The 22,016-nt window shown below is 58.6% G+C and carries 21 protein-coding genes and 2 pseudogenes; 13 read left to right on the top strand and 10 right to left on the bottom strand.

The window, feature by feature from the left end:
- Window positions 1–38: 38 nt before the first annotated feature.
- A pseudogene (locus tag F3Y30_RS22035) lies at window positions 39–611 on the top strand (redoxin domain-containing protein); the annotation flags it as partial.
- 471 nt (window positions 612–1,082) lie between these two features.
- Here F3Y30_RS22035 and F3Y30_RS22030 read toward each other — a convergent pair.
- Window positions 1,083–1,355, bottom strand: a complete 273-nt coding sequence (locus F3Y30_RS22030) for a hypothetical protein (RefSeq protein WP_203427314.1) — start codon at window positions 1,353–1,355, stop codon at window positions 1,083–1,085.
- 417 nt (window positions 1,356–1,772) lie between these two features.
- A complete protein-coding gene (locus tag F3Y30_RS22025; protein ID WP_203427313.1) occupies window positions 1,773–2,012 on the bottom strand; it encodes a hypothetical protein in 240 nt (79 codons plus the stop codon).
- A gap of 582 nt (window positions 2,013–2,594) precedes the next feature.
- Here F3Y30_RS22025 and F3Y30_RS22020 point away from each other — a divergent pair.
- Entirely contained in the window at window positions 2,595–3,221 is a 627-nt protein-coding gene (locus F3Y30_RS22020) for a TerC family protein (protein WP_203427312.1), read from the top strand.
- Between the two features lie 494 nt (window positions 3,222–3,715).
- Here F3Y30_RS22020 and F3Y30_RS22010 read toward each other — a convergent pair whose 3' ends face one another.
- Window positions 3,716–4,042 (bottom strand): hypothetical protein, encoded by a 327-nt coding sequence (locus F3Y30_RS22010; RefSeq protein ID WP_203427310.1) that lies wholly within the window; start codon window positions 4,040–4,042, stop codon window positions 3,716–3,718.
- A gap of 172 nt (window positions 4,043–4,214) precedes the next feature.
- Window positions 4,215–4,457, bottom strand: coding sequence for a hypothetical protein (locus F3Y30_RS22005; protein WP_246753057.1), 243 nt, complete (start codon window positions 4,455–4,457; stop codon window positions 4,215–4,217).
- Between the two features lie 1,022 nt (window positions 4,458–5,479).
- On the opposite strand from F3Y30_RS22005, the gene F3Y30_RS22000 reads away from it, so the two are divergent.
- Complete coding sequence (locus F3Y30_RS22000) at window positions 5,480–7,219, top strand: transglycosylase domain-containing protein (protein WP_246753077.1); 1,740 nt, start codon at window positions 5,480–5,482, stop codon at window positions 7,217–7,219.
- Between the two features lie 219 nt (window positions 7,220–7,438).
- On the opposite strand, the gene F3Y30_RS21995 is transcribed toward F3Y30_RS22000, so the two are convergent.
- The gene (locus F3Y30_RS21995) at window positions 7,439–8,416 is read right to left on the bottom strand and encodes a DMT family transporter (RefSeq protein ID WP_203427308.1); all 978 of its coding nucleotides are present in this window, start codon (window positions 8,414–8,416) and stop codon (window positions 7,439–7,441) included.
- Window positions 8,417–8,598: 182 nt separating this feature from the next.
- Between F3Y30_RS21995 and F3Y30_RS21990 the strand changes: the two genes are divergently transcribed.
- From F3Y30_RS21990 to F3Y30_RS21975, 4 genes are all read left to right on the top strand, one after another.
- Entirely contained in the window at window positions 8,599–9,312 is a 714-nt protein-coding gene (locus F3Y30_RS21990; RefSeq protein WP_246753056.1) for a helix-turn-helix transcriptional regulator, read from the top strand.
- A gap of 248 nt (window positions 9,313–9,560) precedes the next feature.
- Complete coding sequence (locus F3Y30_RS21985; RefSeq protein WP_203427306.1) at window positions 9,561–10,382, top strand: SDR family oxidoreductase; 822 nt, start codon at window positions 9,561–9,563, stop codon at window positions 10,380–10,382.
- A 53-nt stretch (window positions 10,383–10,435) separates the two neighbouring features.
- Window positions 10,436–11,062, top strand: coding sequence for a VOC family protein (locus F3Y30_RS21980; RefSeq protein WP_203427305.1), 627 nt, complete (start codon window positions 10,436–10,438; stop codon window positions 11,060–11,062).
- A gap of 101 nt (window positions 11,063–11,163) precedes the next feature.
- Window positions 11,164–12,123 carry a GlxA family transcriptional regulator gene (locus tag F3Y30_RS21975; RefSeq protein WP_203427304.1) on the top strand — a complete coding sequence of 320 codons (960 nt, stop codon included), beginning with the start codon at window positions 11,164–11,166 and terminating at the stop codon, window positions 12,121–12,123.
- Window positions 12,124–12,194: 71 nt separating this feature from the next.
- Here F3Y30_RS21975 and F3Y30_RS21970 read toward each other — a convergent pair whose 3' ends face one another.
- On the bottom strand, window positions 12,195–13,157 hold the full coding sequence (locus F3Y30_RS21970; protein WP_203427303.1) for a DUF808 domain-containing protein: 963 nt from the start codon (window positions 13,155–13,157) through the stop codon (window positions 12,195–12,197).
- A 369-nt stretch (window positions 13,158–13,526) separates the two neighbouring features.
- Here F3Y30_RS21970 and xth point away from each other — a divergent pair, with 369 nt between their 5' ends.
- Both xth and F3Y30_RS21960 read left to right on the top strand, forming a co-directional pair.
- Entirely contained in the window at window positions 13,527–14,327 is an 801-nt protein-coding gene (gene xth, locus F3Y30_RS21965; protein WP_203427302.1) for an exodeoxyribonuclease III, read from the top strand.
- Window positions 14,324–14,542: a hypothetical protein gene (locus F3Y30_RS21960; RefSeq protein ID WP_203427301.1), complete on the top strand. Its 219-nt coding sequence runs from the start codon at window positions 14,324–14,326 to the stop codon at window positions 14,540–14,542. Before xth ends, F3Y30_RS21960 begins: the two co-directional genes overlap by 4 nt.
- 40 nt (window positions 14,543–14,582) lie before the next feature.
- On the opposite strand, the pseudogene F3Y30_RS21955 reads toward F3Y30_RS21960, so the two are convergent.
- Window positions 14,583–14,828: pseudogene (locus tag F3Y30_RS21955) on the bottom strand (CorA family divalent cation transporter); the annotation flags it as partial.
- Between the two features lie 202 nt (window positions 14,829–15,030).
- Between F3Y30_RS21955 and F3Y30_RS21950 the strand changes: the two are divergent.
- From F3Y30_RS21950 to F3Y30_RS21940, 3 genes are read left to right on the top strand one after another with little or no spacing between them, the layout of a single operon-like run.
- Window positions 15,031–15,549, top strand: a complete 519-nt coding sequence (locus tag F3Y30_RS21950) for a DUF4142 domain-containing protein (protein WP_203427300.1) — start codon at window positions 15,031–15,033, stop codon at window positions 15,547–15,549.
- On the top strand, window positions 15,518–15,880 hold the full coding sequence (locus F3Y30_RS21945) for an amicyanin (RefSeq protein ID WP_246753055.1): 363 nt from the start codon (window positions 15,518–15,520) through the stop codon (window positions 15,878–15,880). Before F3Y30_RS21950 ends, F3Y30_RS21945 begins: the two co-directional genes overlap by 32 nt.
- A 38-nt stretch (window positions 15,881–15,918) precedes the next feature.
- Window positions 15,919–16,626: an RNA polymerase sigma factor gene (locus tag F3Y30_RS21940; RefSeq protein WP_203427299.1), complete on the top strand. Its 708-nt coding sequence runs from the start codon at window positions 15,919–15,921 to the stop codon at window positions 16,624–16,626.
- Window positions 16,627–16,687: 61 nt separating this feature from the next.
- Here F3Y30_RS21940 and F3Y30_RS21935 read toward each other — a convergent pair whose 3' ends face one another.
- Genes F3Y30_RS21935 through F3Y30_RS21925 form a run of 3 tightly spaced genes read right to left on the bottom strand, consistent with a single transcriptional unit; the run spans window position 16,688 to window position 20,540 of the window.
- Complete coding sequence (locus F3Y30_RS21935; RefSeq protein WP_203427298.1) at window positions 16,688–17,653, bottom strand: substrate-binding domain-containing protein; 966 nt, start codon at window positions 17,651–17,653, stop codon at window positions 16,688–16,690.
- Window positions 17,650–18,966, bottom strand: coding sequence for an ABC transporter permease (locus tag F3Y30_RS21930; protein WP_203427297.1), 1,317 nt, complete (start codon window positions 18,964–18,966; stop codon window positions 17,650–17,652). The genes F3Y30_RS21935 and F3Y30_RS21930 overlap by 4 nt, the downstream gene beginning before the upstream one ends.
- Entirely contained in the window at window positions 18,963–20,540 is a 1,578-nt protein-coding gene (locus F3Y30_RS21925; RefSeq protein ID WP_203427296.1) for a sugar ABC transporter ATP-binding protein, read from the bottom strand. Before F3Y30_RS21925 ends, F3Y30_RS21930 begins: the two co-directional genes overlap by 4 nt.
- Before the next feature lie 216 nt (window positions 20,541–20,756).
- Here F3Y30_RS21925 and F3Y30_RS21920 point away from each other — a divergent pair, with 216 nt between their 5' ends.
- Window positions 20,757–21,782 (top strand): LacI family DNA-binding transcriptional regulator, encoded by a 1,026-nt coding sequence (locus F3Y30_RS21920; protein WP_203427599.1) that lies wholly within the window; start codon window positions 20,757–20,759, stop codon window positions 21,780–21,782.
- The last annotated feature ends 234 nt before the right edge of the window (window positions 21,783–22,016 follow it).

Here is a 22,016-nt window from a genome sequence, read left to right as displayed (position 1 = left end):
ATAGCAGGATGGCGACGCCCGCCAGCCTCCACGGTCACCCGTTTCTGATCGCTTTCTTTCGCGGGCTGCACTGCCCGTTCTGCCGACGTCAGGTCGGACAGCTCGGAGGCCTACAACCTACCCTGCGCGCGGCGGGAGTGGAGACCGTGATCGTGATCAACACTCCTGTAGAGCGCGCCCGCATGTATTTTGGGCACCGGCCGACTCCGGCCGTGCTCCTGTGTGATCAGGATTGCTCCACGCACCGGGCCTTCGGCGTACCGCACGCCGAGTTCCTGCCCGAAAACAGCCGCGAGCGGCCTTCATGGCCCTACCGGGTAAGCATGGCGCAATTCGAGGCGGTTCGCATCAACCCGACTGGCGAATTGCCGGAAGCGCTACATCCAATGGCGGCCAATCCAGTACTCAATGCCCAGGACGCCTTCGAGCTCGATGATGCCGATCATGCGATGTTCACCAGTCACCCCACACAACTTGTCGGGCATTTCCTCGTCGACGCCGACGGCATCGTTCGCTGGGTGCAAATTGAAGCGCACGACGGGCCGGACAGCCTTTCCATCTTTCCTAACGCGGCGGAGATGCTCGCCGCTGCCGATAGCCTCCGACACTGAACGCGTCAATCTCCGACATGCGTCACGCGGGTATCACGTTTGGCGGGTGGGCATGGCTTGACCGCTGATGATGAAGATTAAAGCGCAGATGACCGCAACGGGCTGCCAGTTTAAGTTCCATCGGGTTCAGATGCACTTCCGCTTTGAGCCGGGATGTTACCTCGACCATGACCGGGTTGTGGCATAGCCGGACGCCGCGATCTTCAAATGCATTTGATGCCGTCAACCACGCTGGCAAACTCCAACAACGTGCCGTCGCGATGAGCTTCGCCACTCGGCCGTTATGCTCGGTAACGGCGGGGTTGAACAATGCCTCGCGGGGGCCTTTGAGGACGGCAAGCGTACCCGCCTCGTCCGAGCCCATCATCCGCGAACAGCCAACCACATTCGCAGCGATGATTGCCGCCAGCCGTCAGCTGGACGTTCCGCAGTGAGCGAAGTTTGAACGAGTACCCTATCTCGGCGGAGAGATTACCCCTTCGATTCGACGAGGATCACCAGAGACTCAGGCACGACCCCGTCGAAGGCCATCGCATCGGCGGCGGCCTTGCTCTGCATCGCCGCCTGCAAGGCATCAAGATCCGCAACGTCCATCATCACCGCAACGCGAGTCGGTTCTTGAGGATCAACAAACGTTCGAATGTTGGTCGCCCCGAGCGGACCGAAAAACTCCTTGCGCTTCGGTGAGGTGAGCCAATGTTTCGCGCCCTTTGTGATGTTGTGATAGCCAATAATCGTTGGCATAGCATCCTCCCTGCGACGACGCCGACGGCCGGATCAGGGGCCGCGCTCCATTTACAGTGCCCTGTTTCTGCTGACCTGTAAATTGTGGCAGTTAGGGCTCGAGGATGGTTGAGCAAGGGGCGCACCCACAGATGATGAAGTTCACAAGGGTCGACACTCAGCTACTGCCGTGTGGGGAAACGCCGGCCGACTGCCGGAAAGGCCCGAGCAGGTTGGGCGCAGCCGCACAGGACCGGGTGTAACCGAAACGGTATGGCTGCTCGGAAGGAAGGGCAGAGGCGGGTCGGATCGTCCGCTGAGCGCCGCAAGCGGGCCATTGGAATCAGCCACCAGATGGCGATGGAAGACTAGCCGGGCGGCTATGCCGACCGTTCCCAGACTATTCGAAGCTGAAAGGGCCGGGGGCAATCGGGCTCTTCAGATTCCGAGCATTTTCTTCGCCTCGCCAAGCGCTGCCTCGGAGCCTGCGTGATCGCCGGACTGGTGCAACTGTTCGCCTTGCTGGCGCAGCTGTTTGACCTTGGCCATGTCGGCTTCTGACAGGGAGGCGTTCGGGAGTGCCGCGTCAATTGCCGCCATCATGGAGGGGCACTGATTGGCGGAGGCATGCACAGGCGCGAGCGCCAAAAAAAGGGCAATTGAAATCCTGGCAATCATGGGGGTCGCTCCTCCAAAGCCGGAGCGCGGATGCCTCTCCGGCAACTAACGGATGATAGCCCAGCATCGGCCCAGCGCCAATGGTGGGCGACCAAGATGAGGCTGGGCAAAACGCGGTAGGCTTTGAGCTGACCATGGACTCTCAATACTGGACCCCAAGTTGCGGGCCTCATCGATCGCGCTGAATCCCCTTTATGATCGCAATTGCGCCACAAGCGGATATCGGCCCCCCGTGATGGATTCCGACTTTGGCGGAAAGGAGCCACTCGCCAGGTCATTAGCGACCGTCACAGCGGCTCTGAGCTTCGCAGTTGAACAACCGCGAAATTTTCCCCGGCCACGGCTGCGAGAGAAACTGGTCCATGGTGCTTGCCGTGCCTGACAGCCAGCTTTCTCGGTCATAGTTCAGCCGGATTGCATAGTCGCCAGTGGCGGAGTTGATGTCCGTCTGGCAAAGCCGCGGCAGTCGTAAAGTCTCTTCGGCTGATTTCACAACCGGCGGCGAAGCGTAGCAAAACTTACTTGCTCGACCTTCGCGCCGGCCCTAGTACTGGGCCGGTTATCCTTCACAAGGCACAAATCATGGAAATTTTCACGTCTGCCGGCCTGTTGGCGCTCCTGCAGGTCATTATGATTGACTTGGTGCTTGCGGGCGACAACGCCGTCGTTATCGGCCTCGCTGCTGCTGGCTTGCCGTCCGAGCAGCGCAAGAAGGCTATCCTTGTCGGCATCCTTGCCGCGACGGTCCTTCGCGTCGCGCTTGCGAGCGTCACCGTTCAACTGCTCGACATCATCGGACTGCTACTGGCGGGCGGCATTCTCCTGCTTTGGGTGTGCTGGAAGATGTGGCGAGAACTTCGCGCCGCGGTCGGTGCCGGCGATGCGTCTGATGCGGGCGGGACGACCACTCACAAGAAGACATTTTTTCAGGCTGCAACACAGATCGTCATTGCCGATATTTCCATGTCCCTGGACAACGTTCTGGCGGTTGCCGGTGCAGCACGCGAGCATCCGACCGTTCTTGTTATCGGCCTGGTCCTGTCGATTGCCATGATGGGTGTCGCGGCAAACTTCATTGCGCGTCTCCTGAATCGATATCACTGGATCGCGTATGTCGGTCTCGCACTCATCCTCTACGTATCGCTGCACATGATCTATCGAGGCTCTATTGAAGTGTGGCCGCACTTGGTCGCGCTCGCGGCGCTGTAAATCTGGCTTAGCGCCGCCTGACTGCTCAGGGTCCATGACGGCTTGTGGCGCAAAGCCGCTCAGTGACTGTTAAACTTCATATATCGGCTTGGGGCCACAAACGGACATCCTCGTTTGTCCGCCAAGCGCCGGCTGCAAGGAAGGGCTCCCTAGGGGTAAAAAGCTCGAAAGGGATGGAGGCTAGCCGCTGCCATACGTCAAGGTCGAGATCGCGAAAGGCATTGCCAGCGTTGATCGGAAGCGGCCGTCAGTCGAAGGATGACGGAAGTTATATTAGAGGAGTTGGGGCGCAATCCCGAGTATGTCTTCGTCGTGATCGACGAGGTGACACCGACAACTGGGGGAGAAAAGGAATCTCGCTGACCGATCTGTGGCAACAGGATAAGCCGGAATAACCCTAGAAATCGCCGACCCTTCGACATCCAGGGAGGGGAGGAAATGGGTCCGACGTATCGTGGCTGCTTTGGGGTCATAAAGGGCCATAGATTCCCGCTCTAGCGGAGTTGTCGATTCTGGTCCCCGATCAGTTCGCCCATTGCCTTAATGTCGTAGTGCAGGTTGCAGCGATCGGCGGAAATGTTGTCCACCTTCGGGCAGCCCTCAGCACGGGCGAGCCTGCCGATCAGCTCATGCATGCAGACGTCGCCAATCTTTGCCAGCAGGGTGTTGGCATCGTACCGCTTGCGCAAAGGGCACTTGCCGCATTTCACCCATATCTTTCTGCCTGCGTAGTCGGAGAGGTAGGGTAACGTGTACTGACGATGGAACGTGGGATTTCTGTGTGCGGTCTGCTTCTTTTTCGCTGCCGGGTCATTCGTCATCCGCTGGGCGGTGACCGCCGCAGAACCGGTCGGTGAGCCCTGCTGGCGGTTCTCGTGCCCAAACGAGTCCCAGCGCTTGCTCGCACCAGTGCTTAAAGAGAACGGGTGTGCGGCGTTCTGCCGGTGATTCAGCGTCGCTCATGCTCAACGTCTGTCGCATTAGCACTAGGCACTACTCCATGTCCGGGATCTCGCCGTGCTGATAGAGCACGATCGGAGGGCCATATTCTCCAGCGTTCGGGTCTGCATCACGTCTCCAGGCGACGACACCTGCATGGTATGTTGCAATGACCTTCGCATCACGGACAGCTCGTTCCTCTGTCTCGATCTGGCGGGGATCGAACGCTGGGATGATGCAGCCCTCATCGTTCCTATCGAACGCTGCCAACACGATCAGTTTGCTGGATTTGCTCATGATGCTCTCCCAACTCATGAAGGCCACCAATACGGGTGCCATTTGTTCTCTAAATGTTCTCATTTGGGAGAAGAGTCAAGTATGCACTTTGGGAGAACATCTGCAGGGCACGACAACAAAAACGTTACGCTGTGGTTTTGGGGCTAGGCTGGAAGCTTACCAAGCTCCAAGTGGCTTCCAACGCGGATGACGAGACCCGTCATTGTTGCCAGATGATGCCGCCCAGCGCGAGGATCAGAGATGTCCGGATCGTGCGCTGCGTTTGGGTCATCTCAGCTCGCATTTGTCGCCCTAGCTCTGCGGGGTTGCGACAATCAGCATTGGTGTCCGCCGTGCGAAGCACGCAACCTACAGAGACCACGGAAATACATTTCGGCTGCTGCATGTCTGGTGCGCAAGGTTTCCCTTTGAAAACAGTGCGATCGTCGGAATCTCAGCCTTCAAGTTTGTCCGTGCTTGCTTAAGCGGGCTATGGTTTCTGTGTTGCTGATAACGGCGTCTCTACCCGAGACCGCAGCGGGCGCCATCCGCTGCAGTCTCGAAGAGTTGGATCCAGTGGTGTATGCGATGCTCGGCGCTTCCCTTGCGGGTGGCCGCGGCCTTGTTGGCCGACGCCGATCGGTCAGCGGCAGCATGCCCTTGGCGAATTATCAGTTCGCATCGCTGCCACCGGGTACAGTGACCCATAAGCCGACAGCGCTGCATTGGCAGTATCGCGTTCCTCGGATTTGGGGCAATGTTATCTGCTAGGCCAACCCGCCAAATCTTTGTTCGGATAACCGGAGGAGGGGTTCGGGGTGAAACGGTGCCTTCTCGTCGCAGCATTATTTCTGCTAGCGCTCCGCGTAGCTCTGGAAGCGCATTCGAGAACAGATGGCCGAAATGCGTTTTTGCTACAGGTGTTGTCAACTTGCCAGCTCACGAATGAGTTTGAAAATGTGAGCGTTGGCGCAGCGGATCGGCTCCTATGCCCAAACCACTATCCTGTGGCTCACTTTCCGCCTCATCTCAAATCGGCGCTCATGGCCTCGGAGGACAAGCGCTTTCTATACCATAACGGCGTCGATTACTGGGGGCTGGCAAGGTCAGGGGGCTTGGCCATCACGTCAGGACGACTGACGGGGGCAAGTACCTTGTCAATGCAGCTAGCGCGTAGGTTGTTGCTGACCGATTTGGCCGATACCGGTTTCGTCCAAAAGGCAAAGAGGAAGGCATGGGAGATCGTCACGGCCTCGGAAATTGAGAACCTGGTTAGTAAGCACGATGTATTGCGCGCCTACCTCAATGTGGGACCTCTGGGTCGTGGCAGCTTTGGCTTTGAGGCCGCAGCTCAACGCTATCTGGGTAAAAGCGCGCGTGACCTCACCGTGATGGAAGCTGCTATGCTCGTGGGTATGTTGCCGGCGCCAGCGGCACGCGATCCTTGGCGGCATCCCGATAGGGCGCTGGCTGCTACTCTTCGGGTCCTCAAACGCATGGACACTCAAGGTTATTTATCGAGATCTACTGCAGATAATGCTGTCAACGAGGCCCGCCAGAGGCTCGGACATTCGATCGAATTGGTCGATCCCGCATCGCATCAGGTCTCAGGCCCCGAATTCAGGCGGGTCCGCGATTACGCGCGGGAGGAGCTGACTTCCAAGGGTGTCAGGCTCCCGGAACGGTACAGGATTTTCGTAACACTATCTCCGAGCTTGCAACAACACCTTGATGCCATTCAACAGAGCGAACCACGTGGCTATGGTTTGGCTGGCGTAGTCCTCGGCAGAGATGGCGCGATACTCGCCGTCGCCGGGTCATCATTTCCACAATCGCAATGGAACGCGGCGTGGAAAGCGAACAGATCGGTGGGTTCAATTGGAAAGATCCCAATCCTGCTTGCGGCAGCAAAAACGCCGGGGATGCTCGACCAGATTGTGTCTGCTGAGGCCCTTCGGGGATCCTACTCCCCAGCGGAACCCGATCATCGATGTCAGGGCCGTTTGTCTGTCCAGGACAGTTTGAGGTTCTCTTGCAATCGTCCTTTTGTTCGCCTTGCCTATGAGGTTGGCAACGAGGCAGCTCTTCTGTCGAAGGAACTCGGGTTTACCGTTCCCAACAATCATCTTTTGATCCCCACAGGGGGTCTCAATGGGAATCCTATGAAGATCGCCACTATGATGAACATGATTGCCTCCAACGGCAGGTTCTTTCGCCCTTATGCGACAGTGGCAATTGCGAAGGGCATGGGCGAAATCGTCTACCGCAAAAGCGAACCTTCTTCGCGCCGGGTAACATCGGTTGACGTCGCTCGGAAAGTGGGAAGTCTCCTTCGTCACCCGGTTAGGTCAGGCGGTACTGGCCATCTTGCCGCTGGCACGAGACGGGCCGCCGCCGTTTACGGCAAGACGGGGACCAGCGACGGCAACAAGGACGCAATCTTTGCTGGATACACGAATGACTGGACCGCGGTGATAACCTATCAAAGGTCCGGACCATCGCGCATTGCTCTGGCCGGCGGGGGAAAACCCGCAAGGGATTTTGGGGCTTTGGTCGACTGGTACTGGCCCGCCAAGAACCTGTCGGAAACTTCCAATGGGAACCAAACAATTGGAGAAACCGTGCATCGGCTTTGGCGGTTCGGGATCAATGCAGTTGAATGGGTTTTGTTGTGGGGAGCGTTGGCACTGGTACTTCGTGGAATCTCCGTGACCCTCGCAAGCCTGATGGGACTTCGCTACCGGTCAATCGTGATAAGGCGCCAATCACGGCAGATTGCGTAGACTGCGCAGCAGCGAGCACCAGACAAGATCTCGCCGACCTTGACGGGAAAAAATGAAGCGAAGCGTTTATCCGGCACATAGCGACAGGCAGTTTTGTTCCCGCGCCGCCGGCCCGGAGAATGGGCGAAAGGCCTTGCCATTCGAACTCGGCCATCGCGACGAACGCCACATAGGCGTTGCATGACTGGGTCTCAGGATGGGCGTTCATTGAATGAGCCTTTATAGTGCTCTGCCTGTAAACTGATGAAACTGATTACGGACGATAGGAAGAAGCCGGGAAACGATGACCTGAACGAGCCACGGCGAGGCGCTGACGATCACGATTCCCGTGATAACCGCGCAAGCGCCTGTGACGAACTCTTGGGCGAGATGCTCGCCGAGCAAGACCACGCCGAGCAGAACGCCGAAGATCGGCGTCATGAATGAGAAAACGCCAAGCTGCGAGGCTCGATATTTCGTGAGCATCCAGAACCAGGCGATGAAGCTGGCAAGCGACACAATGGCCGTCTGGAAGACCAGATTCGCGATCAGTGGCATCGAGATGGAAAATTGTGTTTGCCCGGTGGACCACGCCATTCCCGTTAGAACGACGAATGCCCCCGCGAGTTGATAGAAAAGAACGTTGGTGGCCGGGATCGCGCTCAGTCTCGTGGTCCGTATCACGATCGTCGTCAGACCCCAGACCGCGCCCGCGAGCGTCGCGAGGCCGTCACCCCACAGAAGAGACTTCCATCTCACAGCCTCGTCTGGCGTCCCCGAGGGGGCCAGAAACGCGTACACTATTCCCGCACCCGCTAGGGCTATGCCTCCCCACTGGAGAGTGGACAACCGCTCCGAAGGAGAATGCCAGTGCAGTCCGAGTGCCGCGAAAATCGGGGCGGTATAGAGAAACACGACTACGTGCGCGGCGGAGGTATGTCGCAGAGCCTCTCCGACGAGAAGGAACTCGAGGCTGAAGAGACCTCCGGCGACAACACCAAGAAGGGCGACCCTTCCGGTAAGCGGGATCGTCCCGCCCTTGAGCGCGACGACGGCAAACAGGCATGCGGCCGCGATCCCCGACCTGATGCCAATTTGATATATGGGGGCTGCCAGGTCTTCGGTGGCCTTGAGGCCTATCTGCTGCATCGCCCAGACCAGACATATCACTGTCATCAGGCCGATGGCCGTCACATCGATCGACTTGCGACTTTCCAAGCTGCTAACTCCACGTTGAGGCAAGGAGAGTAGCATTTGTCATCAACGGCATATATAAAGATTAAATGACAGTCGGTATCGAAACCCTGACACAGCCTCGCTCGGCTCCTGTTGGACCGATCCCCCAGGAAACTCCGTTCCGGGACGCGTTGCCCTACCCACTATATTTCCGGTTCGCCCGCATGCCGGAGAACGCAACCTACCCTCGCCACAGCCATCCATGGGGCGAGCTCGTCTACTCTTACAGCGGCATGATGGAAATCAGTCTCAACGACGGTCACTACCTCGCGCCGCCGCAATACGCGGTCTGGCTGCCTCCGGACGTGCAGCATCGAGGCCTCAACAGACAGGCTGCTGTCCATTGCTCGCTCTATGTCGATCCTTCCCTCTGCGAGACCCTTCCGAAAGACACGACCGCCCTGGAAGTTACTCCGCTGTTGCGGTCGATGCTGGAGCACCTTCGCTCCGAGGAGAGCCCGGATCACGGATCGGAGGAACGTCTCAGGTTTCTCCGCGTCGTCGTGGACCTGGCGACAGGAGCCCGCCGCGTTGGGACCTATCTTCCTTGGTCAACCGATCCGCAACTCGAGACGGTTCTGTCGGCACTCAATGAGAACCCGGCGGACAACAGATCGCTTTCCGAGCACGCGAGACTTGTGGGAACCGCCGAGCGGACACTGATCCGACGTTCTCTTCGGGATCTCGGTATGCCGTTCGCCGAATGGAAGCAACGGTTGCGGGTAACGAAGGCCATGCCGATGCTGGAAGAGGGCGCGACTGTCGAGACCATAGCTGCGGTTCTCGGCTACAGCAACGCGTCGTCGTTCATCGCCATGTTCAAAAGGATGACGGCATCGACACCTGACGAATACAGGAGTTCGGTGCGCGGACGGTAGTCAGAGTCATCAAGGTCGGTTCGACCGCCATCATTGCTGTTATGGTGTATCGTGCCTTCCGACGGCATTAAGGGTGCAGGGCATTTGCTATTGCGCTGAGCGTCGGGAGGCAGCCCCGAGATTTTCCGAGGATCGCTCGTTCGATCGGTCGAAGCTTTATGGCCGAAAATGACGGATATTCGACATTTGAGACATGCAGCTCTCCTTCTACTATCGAGGCTGGAAATTCCGACGTGATGGAGATTGCAATGTTTGAGAACGCGAAGGGTACCGCACTGATTACCGGCGCTTCGTCCGGTATAGGCGCGATTTACGCTGATCGCCTGGCACGGCGGGGGCATGACCTGATCCTCGTGGCGCGCAACAGGGCGCGCCTCAATGAACTGGCTCAGCGCCTCGCTGACGAAACGGGCCGCGCGGTGGAGGTGATCGTGGCCGACCTTGGCAACAGGGACGATCTCGCCGCGGTCGAGAAGGTGCTGCGCACGGATGCCGGCGTAACCATGCTGGTCAACAATGCAGGCGTCGGCGCGACTGCGCCGCTGTTGGAATCCGACATCGACAAGATGGACGAGATGATCACGCTGAACGTCAACGCGCTGACGCGGCTGACCCATGCTGCGGTGCCCGGCTTCGTGAAGCGCGGTACCGGCGCGATCATCAACGTCGCCTCGATCGTCGGTATCGCGCCGGAACGGCTGAACGGCGTGTACGGCGGAAGCAAGGCTTTCGTACTGGCCTTCACCCAGTCGCTTCAGAGCGAGCTTGCCGATAAAGGCATCCGCATCCAGGCCGTTCTGCCGGGGGCGACGGCGACCGATTTCTGGGGCATAGCCGGCACGCCGCTGGAGCATGTGCCGAGCGAGATCGTTATGTCTGCTGAGGACATGGTGGATGCCGCGCTTGCCGGCTTCGACCTCGGCGAGCGGATCACGATTCCGTCGCTTCCCGACATAAGCGATTGGGAAGCCTACGAAGCTGCGAGGCAGAAGCTCATGCCGAATCTTTCTCGCAATGCGCCTGCTGCCCGGTATCGCGTTGGGAGCATCACCGGTTGGCCCAGTCACTGAACGGGTGGTCGGAAGGGCGACGCACCGTCAATTCCCGAAACAAGGAGATAGCCATGAACACTGCAAGAAAGACCGCCTCGGCAGATCTGAAACTTGAGGTCGTTGTCATTCCTGTCTCGGATGTCGACCGCGCGAAGCGTTTTTATGACGGATTGGGGTGGAGGCTCGACGGCGACTTCCCAGTCGGTGACACGTTCCGCGTCGTGCAGTTCACCCCGCCGGGATCGCCGAGTTCGATCCATTTCGGCACCGGGCTTACATCGGCCGCGCCTGGCTCGGCGAACGGGTATCTCGTCGTATCGGATATCGAAGCCGCACGCGCCGAATTGATCGGTCGTGGTGCCGACGTGAGCGAGATCATACACCGCGCCGGTCCCGGACAGCCGGCGATCAGTGGTCACGATCCGGAGCGGCGCAGCTACCGCTCCTACGCCGCATTCAACGATCCCGACGGTAACGGATGGCTACTCCAGGAAGTCACCGAGCGCTTGCCTGGCCGCGTGGACACGGACATCACTGCCTTTACCTCGTCGACCGTGCTCGCGGCCGCGCTCCGGCGTGCGGCGGCCGCGCACGGCGAGCATGAGAAACGATCGGGTGGCAAGCACGATGAGAACTGGCCCGACTGGTACGCCGACTACATCGTGGCAGAGCAGGCGGGACAGCCGCTGCCGACGTGAGCCTTGGCTACTACGCCTGCGGGGCACGCAATCCAGGGCACCGGACTCCTTGTAAGGGCACAAATCTGATATCCGGCCTTTTCGCACACAGGTGGTTCGCCATGCAAAAAATCGGCTACGTTGTCTTTCCAGGATTCCAGCTCCTGGGGTTTGCGGCGGTAACTGCCTTCGAGATGGTCAATCTTCAGCTCGGCGAAGCCGCCTATGCGATAGAGCTACTTTCCGAAGCCGGAGGCGAGATCAAGTCGTCCGCCGGCTTCGGGGTCAATACGAAGGTTTTCGACTACCATACGGCCTATGACACCGTGATGTTTGGAGCGGGGACGACGATCGAGCCGGTAACGCCCGGGTTGACCGAATTCGCACGGTACTCCCTGCAAAGCGCGCGACGGCTGGCCGCTCCCTGTACAGGCGCCTTCATCCTCGCTGAGGCCGGATTGCTGGATGGGCGGCGCGCGACGACGCATTGGTACTTCGCACGCCAGCTCCGGGAGCGCTTCCCGGCCGTCAGGGTCGAGGAAGATCGCATTTTCATCGTCGACGGCTCGGTTTGGACGTCGGCGGGGATGACAGCGGGCATCGACCTTGCACTCGCCATGGTCGAGAAGGATCATGGGCAGGAGGTCGCTCGCTCCGTTGCGCGCAAACTCGTGGTCTATCATCGCAGAGCGGGTGGCCAGTCACAGTTTTCGGCGTTGCTCGAACTGGATCCGAAATCGGACCGGATCCAGAAATCGGTAGACTATGCGAAGGCTAACCTGCGCAGCGTCCTGTCGGTCGAGGAACTTGCCGACGCTGCGGGCTTGAGCCCGCGCCAGTTCAGCCGGGCCTTCCGGTCGGAGACGGGGCAATCGCCTGCGAAGGCCGTGGAAACCCTACGCGTCGAGGCGGCACGGCTGATGATGGAGCAGGGCCGGCACTCCATGGACGTGATCGCGGACGAGACCGGCTTTGCCGATACCGACCGGATGCGCCGAGCATTTTTGCGAACGCTCGGACAGCCGCCACAGACGATCCGGCGCAACGCGCGCGAAAGCATGTCGAGCCTTGGGATCGCTTGAAAAGCGGGGCACGGTTCGCCCCCCGGCTCGGCTGTATCGATAAACGAGATGTCGTTCGACAGCCAGCTGGGTCATGGATGGTCTGGTCGGAGCCATCTGATCAATGGGGCCGACGCATGCACCAAGATGATCGTGAAACCGCCGATCAGAATGGCCAGCACAGCCTGGACCGCGGATGTCGTAGTCCAGTGCAGGACCCTTGCGAGATAGGTCGACACGGCGCTGACGCCTACTGCAATCTCGTCGATGAAATGCTCCGGGCCATGGAAGCCCAGTTCGGTCATTCCGTGGACGAGTATGCTACCGCCGACCCAAAGCATAGCCGCAGTGCCAATCATTGCGAGGATACTGAGGAACACCGGGACGCCAACAACGAGACCACGCCCGAACGCTCTCACCAGACCGACTGAGGAAGTGGCGAGCGCGAGGCCAACGTCGTCCGCCTTTACGATGAGAGAAACGACGCCATAGACAGCCAAAGTGATCAGGATGCCGACTGACGCCAGGACCGCTGCCTGCGTGTAAATATTGGAAGCGGCGACGTTGGCGAGGGTCAACGCCATGATTTCGGCCGACAGTATGAAATCGGTTCTTATCGCGCCGGCAACTTTCTGGTTTTCCAAGGCGACCGGGTCGGATGTTCCCAGCACCGCAGCCTCATGTTTATGGGCGTCATGTGGCGCGAACACCTCGTATAGCTTTTCGGCACCCTCATAGCAGAGGTAGACCCCGCCGACCATGAGGAGAGGCGTTATCGCCCATGGCGCGAAATAGCCGAGAAAAATACAGGCCGGCAGAAGAAACAGAAGCTTGTTCTTCAAGGAACCGAGTGCGATCTTCGCGATGATCGGCAGTTCCCGCGCGGGCGACAGGCCGACCACGTATCTCGGTGTCACGGCCGCATCGTCGATAACGACGCCCGCCGCCTTCGTACCGGCCTTCGCCGTCTGGGCCGCGACATCATCCAGAGACGCGGCCGCAAGTTTCGCAATTGCCGCGACGTCATCGAGGAGCGCGAGAAGTCCGGTTGCCATATGAATTTATCCGTTTCGTCCAGATGCAGGGGAATTATCTAGAAGCATGTTCCGTTTGGATAGCGTGCCGCAGTGACTTTCTCGCAATCGCGCTGTTCGGCGAGGGTTCCGCGCATCTCCCAGACGGCCAACGACGGGTAACTTTTTAGCTTTTCGCGCGTTTCCGGTCGAACAATCAACGGAGGCTGTTACGACGAAGCGAGAACTCATCAATACCGGAGCCGACAAGCGTTACGTGCGGCGTGACGAGGAAGGAAATTCAAGAGGTCCGTAGACGTCGGGCGCTCGCTTCCCGCGAACAAGCGCCAGAAGGCGAAGCACGCCGCCAAGCCGGGGGAGGGCGACAAAGATGATCACAAGAGCTAGCCCGTGAAAATCGCCACCTACAATGTCAACGGCGTCAAAGCCCGCCTGGATGTCCTGCTGCGCTGGCTGGCGGATGCGTCGCCCGATATCGTCTGCCTCCAGGAACTCAAGGCACCGGACACCCGTTTTCCGGTAAAGGCGATCGAGGCGGCCGGTTATGGGGCCATTTGGCATGGTCAGAAGAGTTGGAACGGCGTGGCGATCCTTGCAAGAAGCCACAAGCCACTGCTCACCCGAAAGGGCTTACCCGGCGATCCCGACGACAGCCATAGCCGATACATCGAGGCCGCTATCGACGGAATGGTAATCGGCTGCCTCTACCTTCCCAACGGCAATCCGTATCCCGGTCCGAAATTCGATTACAAGCTCGCCTGGTTTGAAAGGCTGACCGCCTATGCGGGAGAACTGCTGGAACTCAAGGTTCCGATCATCCTCGCTGGTGACTATAATGTCATGCCGACCGAGCTCGACGTCTACAAACCGGAGCGTTGGATCAACGACGCATTGTTTCGGATAGAGGTGCGCGAGGCTTACCGCCGTCTCGTCGCGCAGGGCTGGACGGATGCCCTGCGGAAGCTCCATCAAGACAAGCGCATCTATACCTTCTGGGACTACTTCAGAAATGCCTACGAGAGGGACGCGGGGCTGAGGATCGATCACCTCCTGCTCAGTCCGGACGTCGCCGCCAGGCTCTCGAAAGCCGGGGTCGACAAGGAGGTTCGAGGGTGGGAACACACCAGCGATCATGCTCCGACGTGGATCGAATTGTCAGACACCTCTAAGAAGCGAAGGAGAACAGAATGACCAGCAACTGGCAGAGAGAACTGCGGATGGAACTGGCGGCCCTGGTCGACAAAGCCGTCGTTGCAGGCGCAGAGCAGACCGATGTCTATGCGGCAGTAATGAAGGAGATCGAGCGTCTGCGCATCGCGAACGACCGAGATCCCGATCCTGCGGATGATGTTTCGGAGCAGGACATCCAGGAGCCTGCCAATGACTGGCCCGCAGCCGAACGCTGACAAGTCTGTTCGCCTAAAGCATGCGATAGCACTCAATCTTCTACACCCTGCCGGCGTTTCTGAAGCGGGCATACGGGATCGCACAGAGTGCCACGATGACACTTAGGAGGACAAAGTAGCCGTAACGGGAATTCAACTCAGGCATGTTCTGGAAATTCATGCCGTAGATGCCTGCTATGGCAGTAGGCACCGCGAGCATAGAAGCCCACGCAGCTAGCTGCCTGGTTATCGTCCCCCGGCGTTGTTACTCAAGGAGATTGGAGGCCTCGAAAACCGAGGTCACAATCGAGGCCAACTTCCACCTGCGGTTACGCTTCCGCCTGCGTCTCATCATCATTCCTGCTGGTACAAACCAAGTGGCGCGCACCGACAAGGACTGCCGTACGGTGGGTGCGTACGAATTTCGGGAACCTTTTTTCGGAAACGGCATCGAACGGCTGTATCAGATGTGGACGGCATCTGGCGTTTTCAGAAGAGAGGAGACCAGGATGTTCACGAGATTTCTAACGGCAACCGCTATGGCGGCGTCGCTTGCAACTGCCGCATTCGCGGCCGATAAGCCAACCGATCCGCAGATTGCCCACATCGCCTATACCGCCGGCGAGATCGATATCGCGGCAGCCAAGCAGGCCCTTGAAAAAAGCAAGAATGCGGAGGTTCGCCAGTTCGCGGAGACAATGGAGCGTGACCACAAGGCCGTAAACGAGCAGGCGCTCGCGCTTCTCAAGAAGCTGAAGGTCAAACCCGAGGATAATGACACCAGCAAGTCGCTCTCGTCTGCCGCTGAGGCGGAACTGGCGAAACTTTCGAAGCTTCATGACGCAGCCTTCGACAAGGCGTATGTCGACAATGAAGTGGTCTATCACAGGCAAGTCAACGGCGCGCTCGAAACGCTGCTGATTCCGTCTGCTCAAAATGACGAACTGAAGTCCCTGCTGCAGACGGGTCTCAAGCTCTTCGAGGAGCACCAGATGCATGCTGAGCATCTCGCATCAATGGGCAAGTAGACTTGCCGTGCGCTGGTTCACTCGCAATCCAGTGACACTGGCCGTCTGCTGGCTTGCGATTGGAAATTCCGTCAGCGCGATGGCCGCCGAGCATGTAATCATCATCGCCAGGATGCAGTTCGGTACTGTGCCGGCATTGCGGGTGGGCGATGTGATCACGTGGCGCAATGATGATATATTCCGCCATACCGCGACTGCGCGCGACAAGAGTTTTGATATCGATCTGCCGCCTAAATCGGAGCGGAGCATGACGGTCAAGCAGGCGGGAGAAGCGGAGTTCTATTGCAGCTTTCACCCTATGATGGTGGGAAGGCTCGACGTTCACCCGTAGCAAGGCTGATGAAAGTACAGAGCTAGGCTGGAGCAATCATGGCTGGCATTTCTCTCTTGGTGTCGCAAGTTATCCCGGACATGGCGACGCTCTCCGACGCCGATCTCGTAGATCACGCCAGGATGGGTGACGAGAGAGCGATACGCACTCTGGTGCAGCGGTACAATCGTCGTCTCTTCCGGTCGGCACGAGCCATCTTGCGTAACGATGCTGAAGCGGAGGACGTTGTCCAGGCGACCTATGTTCACGCCTTTACTCATCTCGAGACATTTCGGGGCGAGGCCCAGCTTTCGACCTGGCTCACCCGTATCGCCCTCAACGAAGCGCTAGGACGCGTGCGCCGCTGCCGCCCCAGTGTTGGTCTGGAGGAAATCGATATGACGGCCAGACCAGGGTGTGGCGAGGTGTTGCAATTTCCGAACTCGCTTACCGTTGCCGATCCGGAGACCGAGTTCTCGCGCAGTGAGACACGTCAATTGCTCGAAAAGGCTGTTGATCGGCTGCCCGCTCAATTTCGCCTGATCTTCATTCTACGCGACGTCGAAGGCATGAGTACGGAAGAGGCTGCGTCTCATCTCGGCATCAAACCAGAAACCGCGAAGACCCGGCTGCACCGCGCCCGCAAAATGCTGCGGCTGGCGATCGAGAAGCAATTGGCCGGTTCATTCGTGTCGTTATTCCCCTTCGATGGAGAAAGATGTGTTGCCATGGCCGATCGTGTCGTTGCACAGCTGCGTGTAATTTGAGATCCGGCTGGCGAGTTCTTCAGGCAGCGCCCCAGCTTCCCTGGGACGCTGCTGGTCGTAGTCAGAGTCCGTTGTCCTTCATAATCTGCGCTGCGTTTTCCTTGGTAACCATCAGTGTGTCGAGAGTGATGGTTTTTTCCACTTTTTCGCCATTCAGGAATTTGATCGCCTGGCGGAGACCCTCTGCCCCTGGCGTTGCATAGAGGAATGTGGCTGTTAGTTCGCCGTTATTGACCCAGGTCACACCTTCAGCGGGTAGAGCGTCAATGCCGATGAATTTGATTTCTTTCTCACGACCGGCATCCTTGGCTGCAAGATAGGCACCGTACGCCATCGGATCATTGTGACCATAAACGAGGTCGATCTTTTCGTTGTTACGGAGAGCTGTTGCCATGATGTTGTAGGCTTGATCCTGCTTCCAGTCCCCGGATTGCTGGTCGAGCAGATTTTTGATGCCTGGCTCCTTGTCCGTGAATTCGTGGAAACCGTCATGGCGGTCGTGCGCGGGCTGCGTGCCCATGCCGCCCCATATCTCGACCACGTTCCCTTGGGCCTTGCCTTTTCCGCCAAGGACTTCGACTGCGTATTCACCCGCCGCGCGGCCGATCAGCTTGTTATCACCACCGACAAACTGCGTGTACTGGTCGGTCTCTACGTTTCGGTCGAGAACGAAAACCGGAATCTTGGCATCGATTGCCTGCTGTACTACTCCGGTCAGGCCGGCGGATTCCTTCGGCGAGATCAGGAGCGCATTAACTTCCTGCCGGATGAGGTTCTCGACGTCAGCTACCTGCTTTTCCGTTTTGTCTTCACCGTCGGTGATGATCAGCTCGACATCGGGGTGCTTGGCCGCCTCGGCTATAATGTCCTTGTTGAACTGGGCGCGCCAAGGCTCGATCGTCGTTGCTTGGCTGAACCCAATTCTCCATTTCTTGTCTTGGGCCGCGGCGTCTTTTGCAGGCATCAAGACGGTGGTTGCGGTGAGGACGGCTGCGAAGGCCGCCAACATAAGCTCACGACGTTTCATTCCTTCTTTCCTCCCATTGTTAGAGACACTGTCTCTGGCGACGACCGCTCCTCCGCGGCCGATCTCTGCGCTTCCGGCTGATGGCGCGAATGCCACAGACGGCTGAAAAGATCTCCGGTGCTGCGCTCCTGCACGAGCACGGTCCCGATGATGATGAGCCCCTTGAGGACCAACTGCAGATTGGAGTTGATATTGTGGAGTTGGAGAATGTTGGACAGCAGACCGAAGATGAGAACACCACAGAAGGTGCCCGCGAGACCGCCCCTGCCACCCATCAGGCTAGTACCGCCGATGACTACCGCAGCGATGGCGTCAAGCTCCAGCCCCGCGCCCGCATCGGGCTTTCCCTGGCGATACTGGGCCACGTAGAGAACGGCGGCGAGCCCAGCAAGCAGGCCGGATACTGCATAGGTAACGATCTTCACACGGCCGGCGTTGATACCGGAGAGCCTCGCAGCCTCTTCATTTCCACCGATTGCATAAACGTAACGCCCAAACGGCGTGAATCGGAGCACTGCACCGTAGAGGATAATCGCGACGATGAAGAATATGCCGGGCATCGGAACAATGCCAAAGACAAGCTGGCGCAGGATATCGAAATCCGCCGTCGCATTGGAGCCGGTATAGACGGGTAGCACGGCGTTGTTTTGTCCCGCCGTCAGCCGCGCAATGCCGAGCGCCGTGACCATCATCGCCAGCGTGACGATAAAGGGCTGCAATCGTCCGAACACGATTATCATGCCGTTGATTGCGCCAAAGACGAGGCCGACTGCGGGGGCGACCAAAAGGACACCCAGGACGCCGAATTTCGTCTGGACCTGGGGCAGCAAGAAGCTCAGCACCAATGCGCAAAGCAGGAGCCCGGCGACCGCAGGGAGCACGAGACCACGCATCCTGTCGAGGTGAATGTCACGGGTACTATCCTTGCCGGCTCGTACTTTCTCGATGTTCAGAAAAGCAAAGCGGACGATCACCGCTCCGGCGAGCAGGGACGCAGCGCTGACCGAGGGAAGCCCAAGAAAAACGGCTGGCGTCTCGCCTGGCACCGTCAGGAGCATCGCACAGACGACGCTACAGATCGCCATGAGGGAGCCGACAGAGAGATCGATCCCGGCAGTCAGGATTACGGCGGTCATGCCCGTTGCGATCAACCCGGTCGTGGACACCTGCCGGAGTACGTCCAGGAGATTGCCGGACGAGAGAAAGATGTTCTTTCCGGAGGAGGTCATCGGCGATGAGAGTACGCCGATCAGGAAGATGGCAATTAGCCCCCAGTACAATTTCGTCCGGGAGAGCAATCTGACCAGATTCATGCCACTGCCCTTCCGGCGCCGCGAGGCGCAGCGAGTTGCATGATGCGTTCCTCGCTTGCTTCAGCACGGGAAAGGATGCCGGTCTGCCGCCCCTCGGCCATCACAAGCACGCGGTCGGAAAGATGAAGCAGTTCGGGCAATTCTGAGCTCACCACGACAATGGCCAGTCCCTCCTCTGCCAGCTTGAAAATCAGCTCGTAGATCTCCCGCTTGGCCCCGACATCGATGCCGCGTGTCGGCTCGTCCAAAAGCAGGACGCGGGGGCGGGTGGCTAACCACTTGCCAATTACGACTTTCTGCTGGTTTCCGCCTGACAGAGTGTTCGCCGTCTGGTCCACCCCCTCGCAGTGCACGGTGAGGACATCGACCATATGTTCAGCAATTGCTGCTTCGCGCTTGGCGGACCGCAGCGCGAAACGCGCAAGCCGTCCCACGAGCGGCAATGCGATGTTGTCCGCAATCGTGTCATTCAGGTGCAATCCCTGCGTCTTGCGGTCTTCGGTGACCAATGCAATGCCTAGACGACGTGCATCGAGTGGCGAACGAACATGGACGGGAACGCCGTCCAGGCGGATTTCACCACCAGCACGCCCCCTGCTTGACCCGAAGATGGTTGTCAGAATCTCGCTACGCCCCGCGCCGAGCAGTCCGCCGATTCCGAGAATTTCGCCTGCATGGAGATCGAAGCTGACACCGCGCAACACCTCGTGCCTACCCCGCCGCCCGGCAACCGAAAGTGAAAGGTTGCGAATTGACAACACGCTTGGGCCGGATGACGTCACCGGTGATCGCTCGCCATCGAGGAGACTGCGGCCGACCATAGCCGCGATCACCATATCTTCATTCAAGTCAACGCGCGCACGTGTCCAGACATGCCGGCCGTCGCGGAAGACGGTGACGCGATCGCTCAGTTGCATGACCTCGTCGATCCTGTGCGAGATGTAGACAATCCCGACCCCACTCTTCGAAAGCTGGTGCATGATCTTGAAGAGACGCCGGCACTCACCGGGCGAAAGCGCCGAGGTCGGCTCGTCCATGATGAGGATGCGTGCGTTCAACGATAGCGCCTTGGCAATCTCCACCAACTGCTGTTCGCCCACACGCAAGGTTCCGACGCGCGCCTCCGGATCAAGGTGAATCCCAAGCCGTTCCAGCAGCGCGCGGGAAGAATTGAGACTTGCCTTGCGATCCACGAACAGGCCGGCAATCAAGCGTTCGCGGCCGAGAAAGATGTTGTCTGCAACACTGAGTTCGGGGACGAGGTTCAGTTCCTGGTGGATTATGGCGATGCCGGCGGCTTCCGCGTCACGGACGCTGCCAAAACGGACGGGAGATCCATCGACGCAGATCGTACCTTGGTAGCTGGTATACACGCCGGACAGGATCTTCATCAGCGTAGACTTGCCTGCACCATTCTCACCCATCAGCGAGTGAATCTCGCCGGCCATGAGGTCGAAGTGGACCGCACACAACGCCGCGACACCGCCAAACGACTTCGAGACGCCGTCAGCCGTCAGAAGCAGATCTTCCGATCGAGCAATGTTTGCAGGGGGCATCGGAACATCATTGCGCATGATATGGCGGCCTCCCTACAGCCAACATCCAACGCTTGAATTCTCCAATTCCTGTGAGGTTATTCGAAACGTTTAAATGGTGTCAAGCAAGCAGATTCAGGCTTCTCCGCCGGTGTTGCGAAAGGTTCGCCGCTAAAATATGGTTCTGACAGGCTTTAGATCGAAACGTTTTGATTGGCCATGCAACGTAGGATCCGCAAATCAACCGCACCCACGATGCTTGATGTGGCGAAATCCGCCGAGGTATCGGTGGCGACGGTTTCTGCGGTCCTCAATGGTTCCGCGCCGGTAAGCCCGGAACTGCGCTCAAGGATCCAGGAGGCCATTCACCGCATCGGCTACAAGCGCAATGCCATCGCGCGCAGCCTGAAATTGGGAACAACGCGCACGGTCGGGCTCATGGTCGCCGACATCACAAACCCTTTCTTCACCGACGTGGTTTCTGTCATCCAGGACGTTCTGCATCACGCAGGCTATGCAGTCATGCTCTGCTGCAACGACGAGGATGTCGGCATGCAGGATGAGCAGATCGAACTCCTGATCGACCGCATGGTCGACGGTTTGATCATTGCTCCCGCAGGTGACGACGCACATCTGAAACGGATTCTCGCCGCAGCCAAGCTTCCAATTGTCCTTATCGATCGCCTGTGTGAGGGTATCGACACCGATGCTGTGGTTCTCGACAACCATCGAGCCGTGCAGGACGCGGCCTCGTACATTTTGGGCCTCGGCCATCGGCGCATCGGCTACATTTCTGGGTCTCTGGAAACGTCGACGGGCCGCGACCGTCTGGCAGGCTATCGTGCGGCATTGGCTGCTGCCGGGCTGCCCTTCGATGACAACCTGGTGCGGCTTGGCAATTTTCGCGAGATGAATGCGTACACAGCCGCGATGCAGTTGCTCTCGAGCGCGGACCGCCCAACGGCGATATTCTCGGCAAACAATCTGATGGTGATAGGAGTCATGAAGGCCATTCGGGATCTCGGCCTTACTTGTCCTGATGACGTCTCTGTTGCCAGTTTCGACGATTTCCCCTGGGCGGACGTGTTCGAGCCGCACCTGACGACCATCGCGCAGCCGGTCCAGGCGATTGGGGAGCAGGCGGCACACCTGCTTCTCGAAAGACTGGCGGGGAAAAGCCCGGAAACGCCGCGGAGGCTGGTCTTGCAGGGGCGTCTAATGATCCGCGGTTCGTGTCGGACCAACATTCCTGTCGCGTTTGACGGTGGAGGCAATATCTAGCAAGCCGACATGAGGCATTGATGAAGTTGGCATCAAACCGCACGAGCCCGCGACAGCATTCGTCGTGGGGGTTGGTAAGCTAGCTTGCCTGTAATTTGTGTTGCACCGCTTCCACGAGAATGCGGGCCATTCAAAATCGCTCTTCCATTCGGCTGCTTATCGATCACGTGTGAATTTCTTTCCGTCGATAAAAATTCCTATTGACGTCGGATCTAAGGTTCCCCTATAAGCCCC

The organism is Sinorhizobium sp. BG8 (assembly GCF_016864555.1).
Taxonomy (GTDB): domain Bacteria; phylum Pseudomonadota; class Alphaproteobacteria; order Rhizobiales; family Rhizobiaceae; genus BG8.
This window is presented reverse-complemented; position numbering and strand designations above follow the sequence as displayed.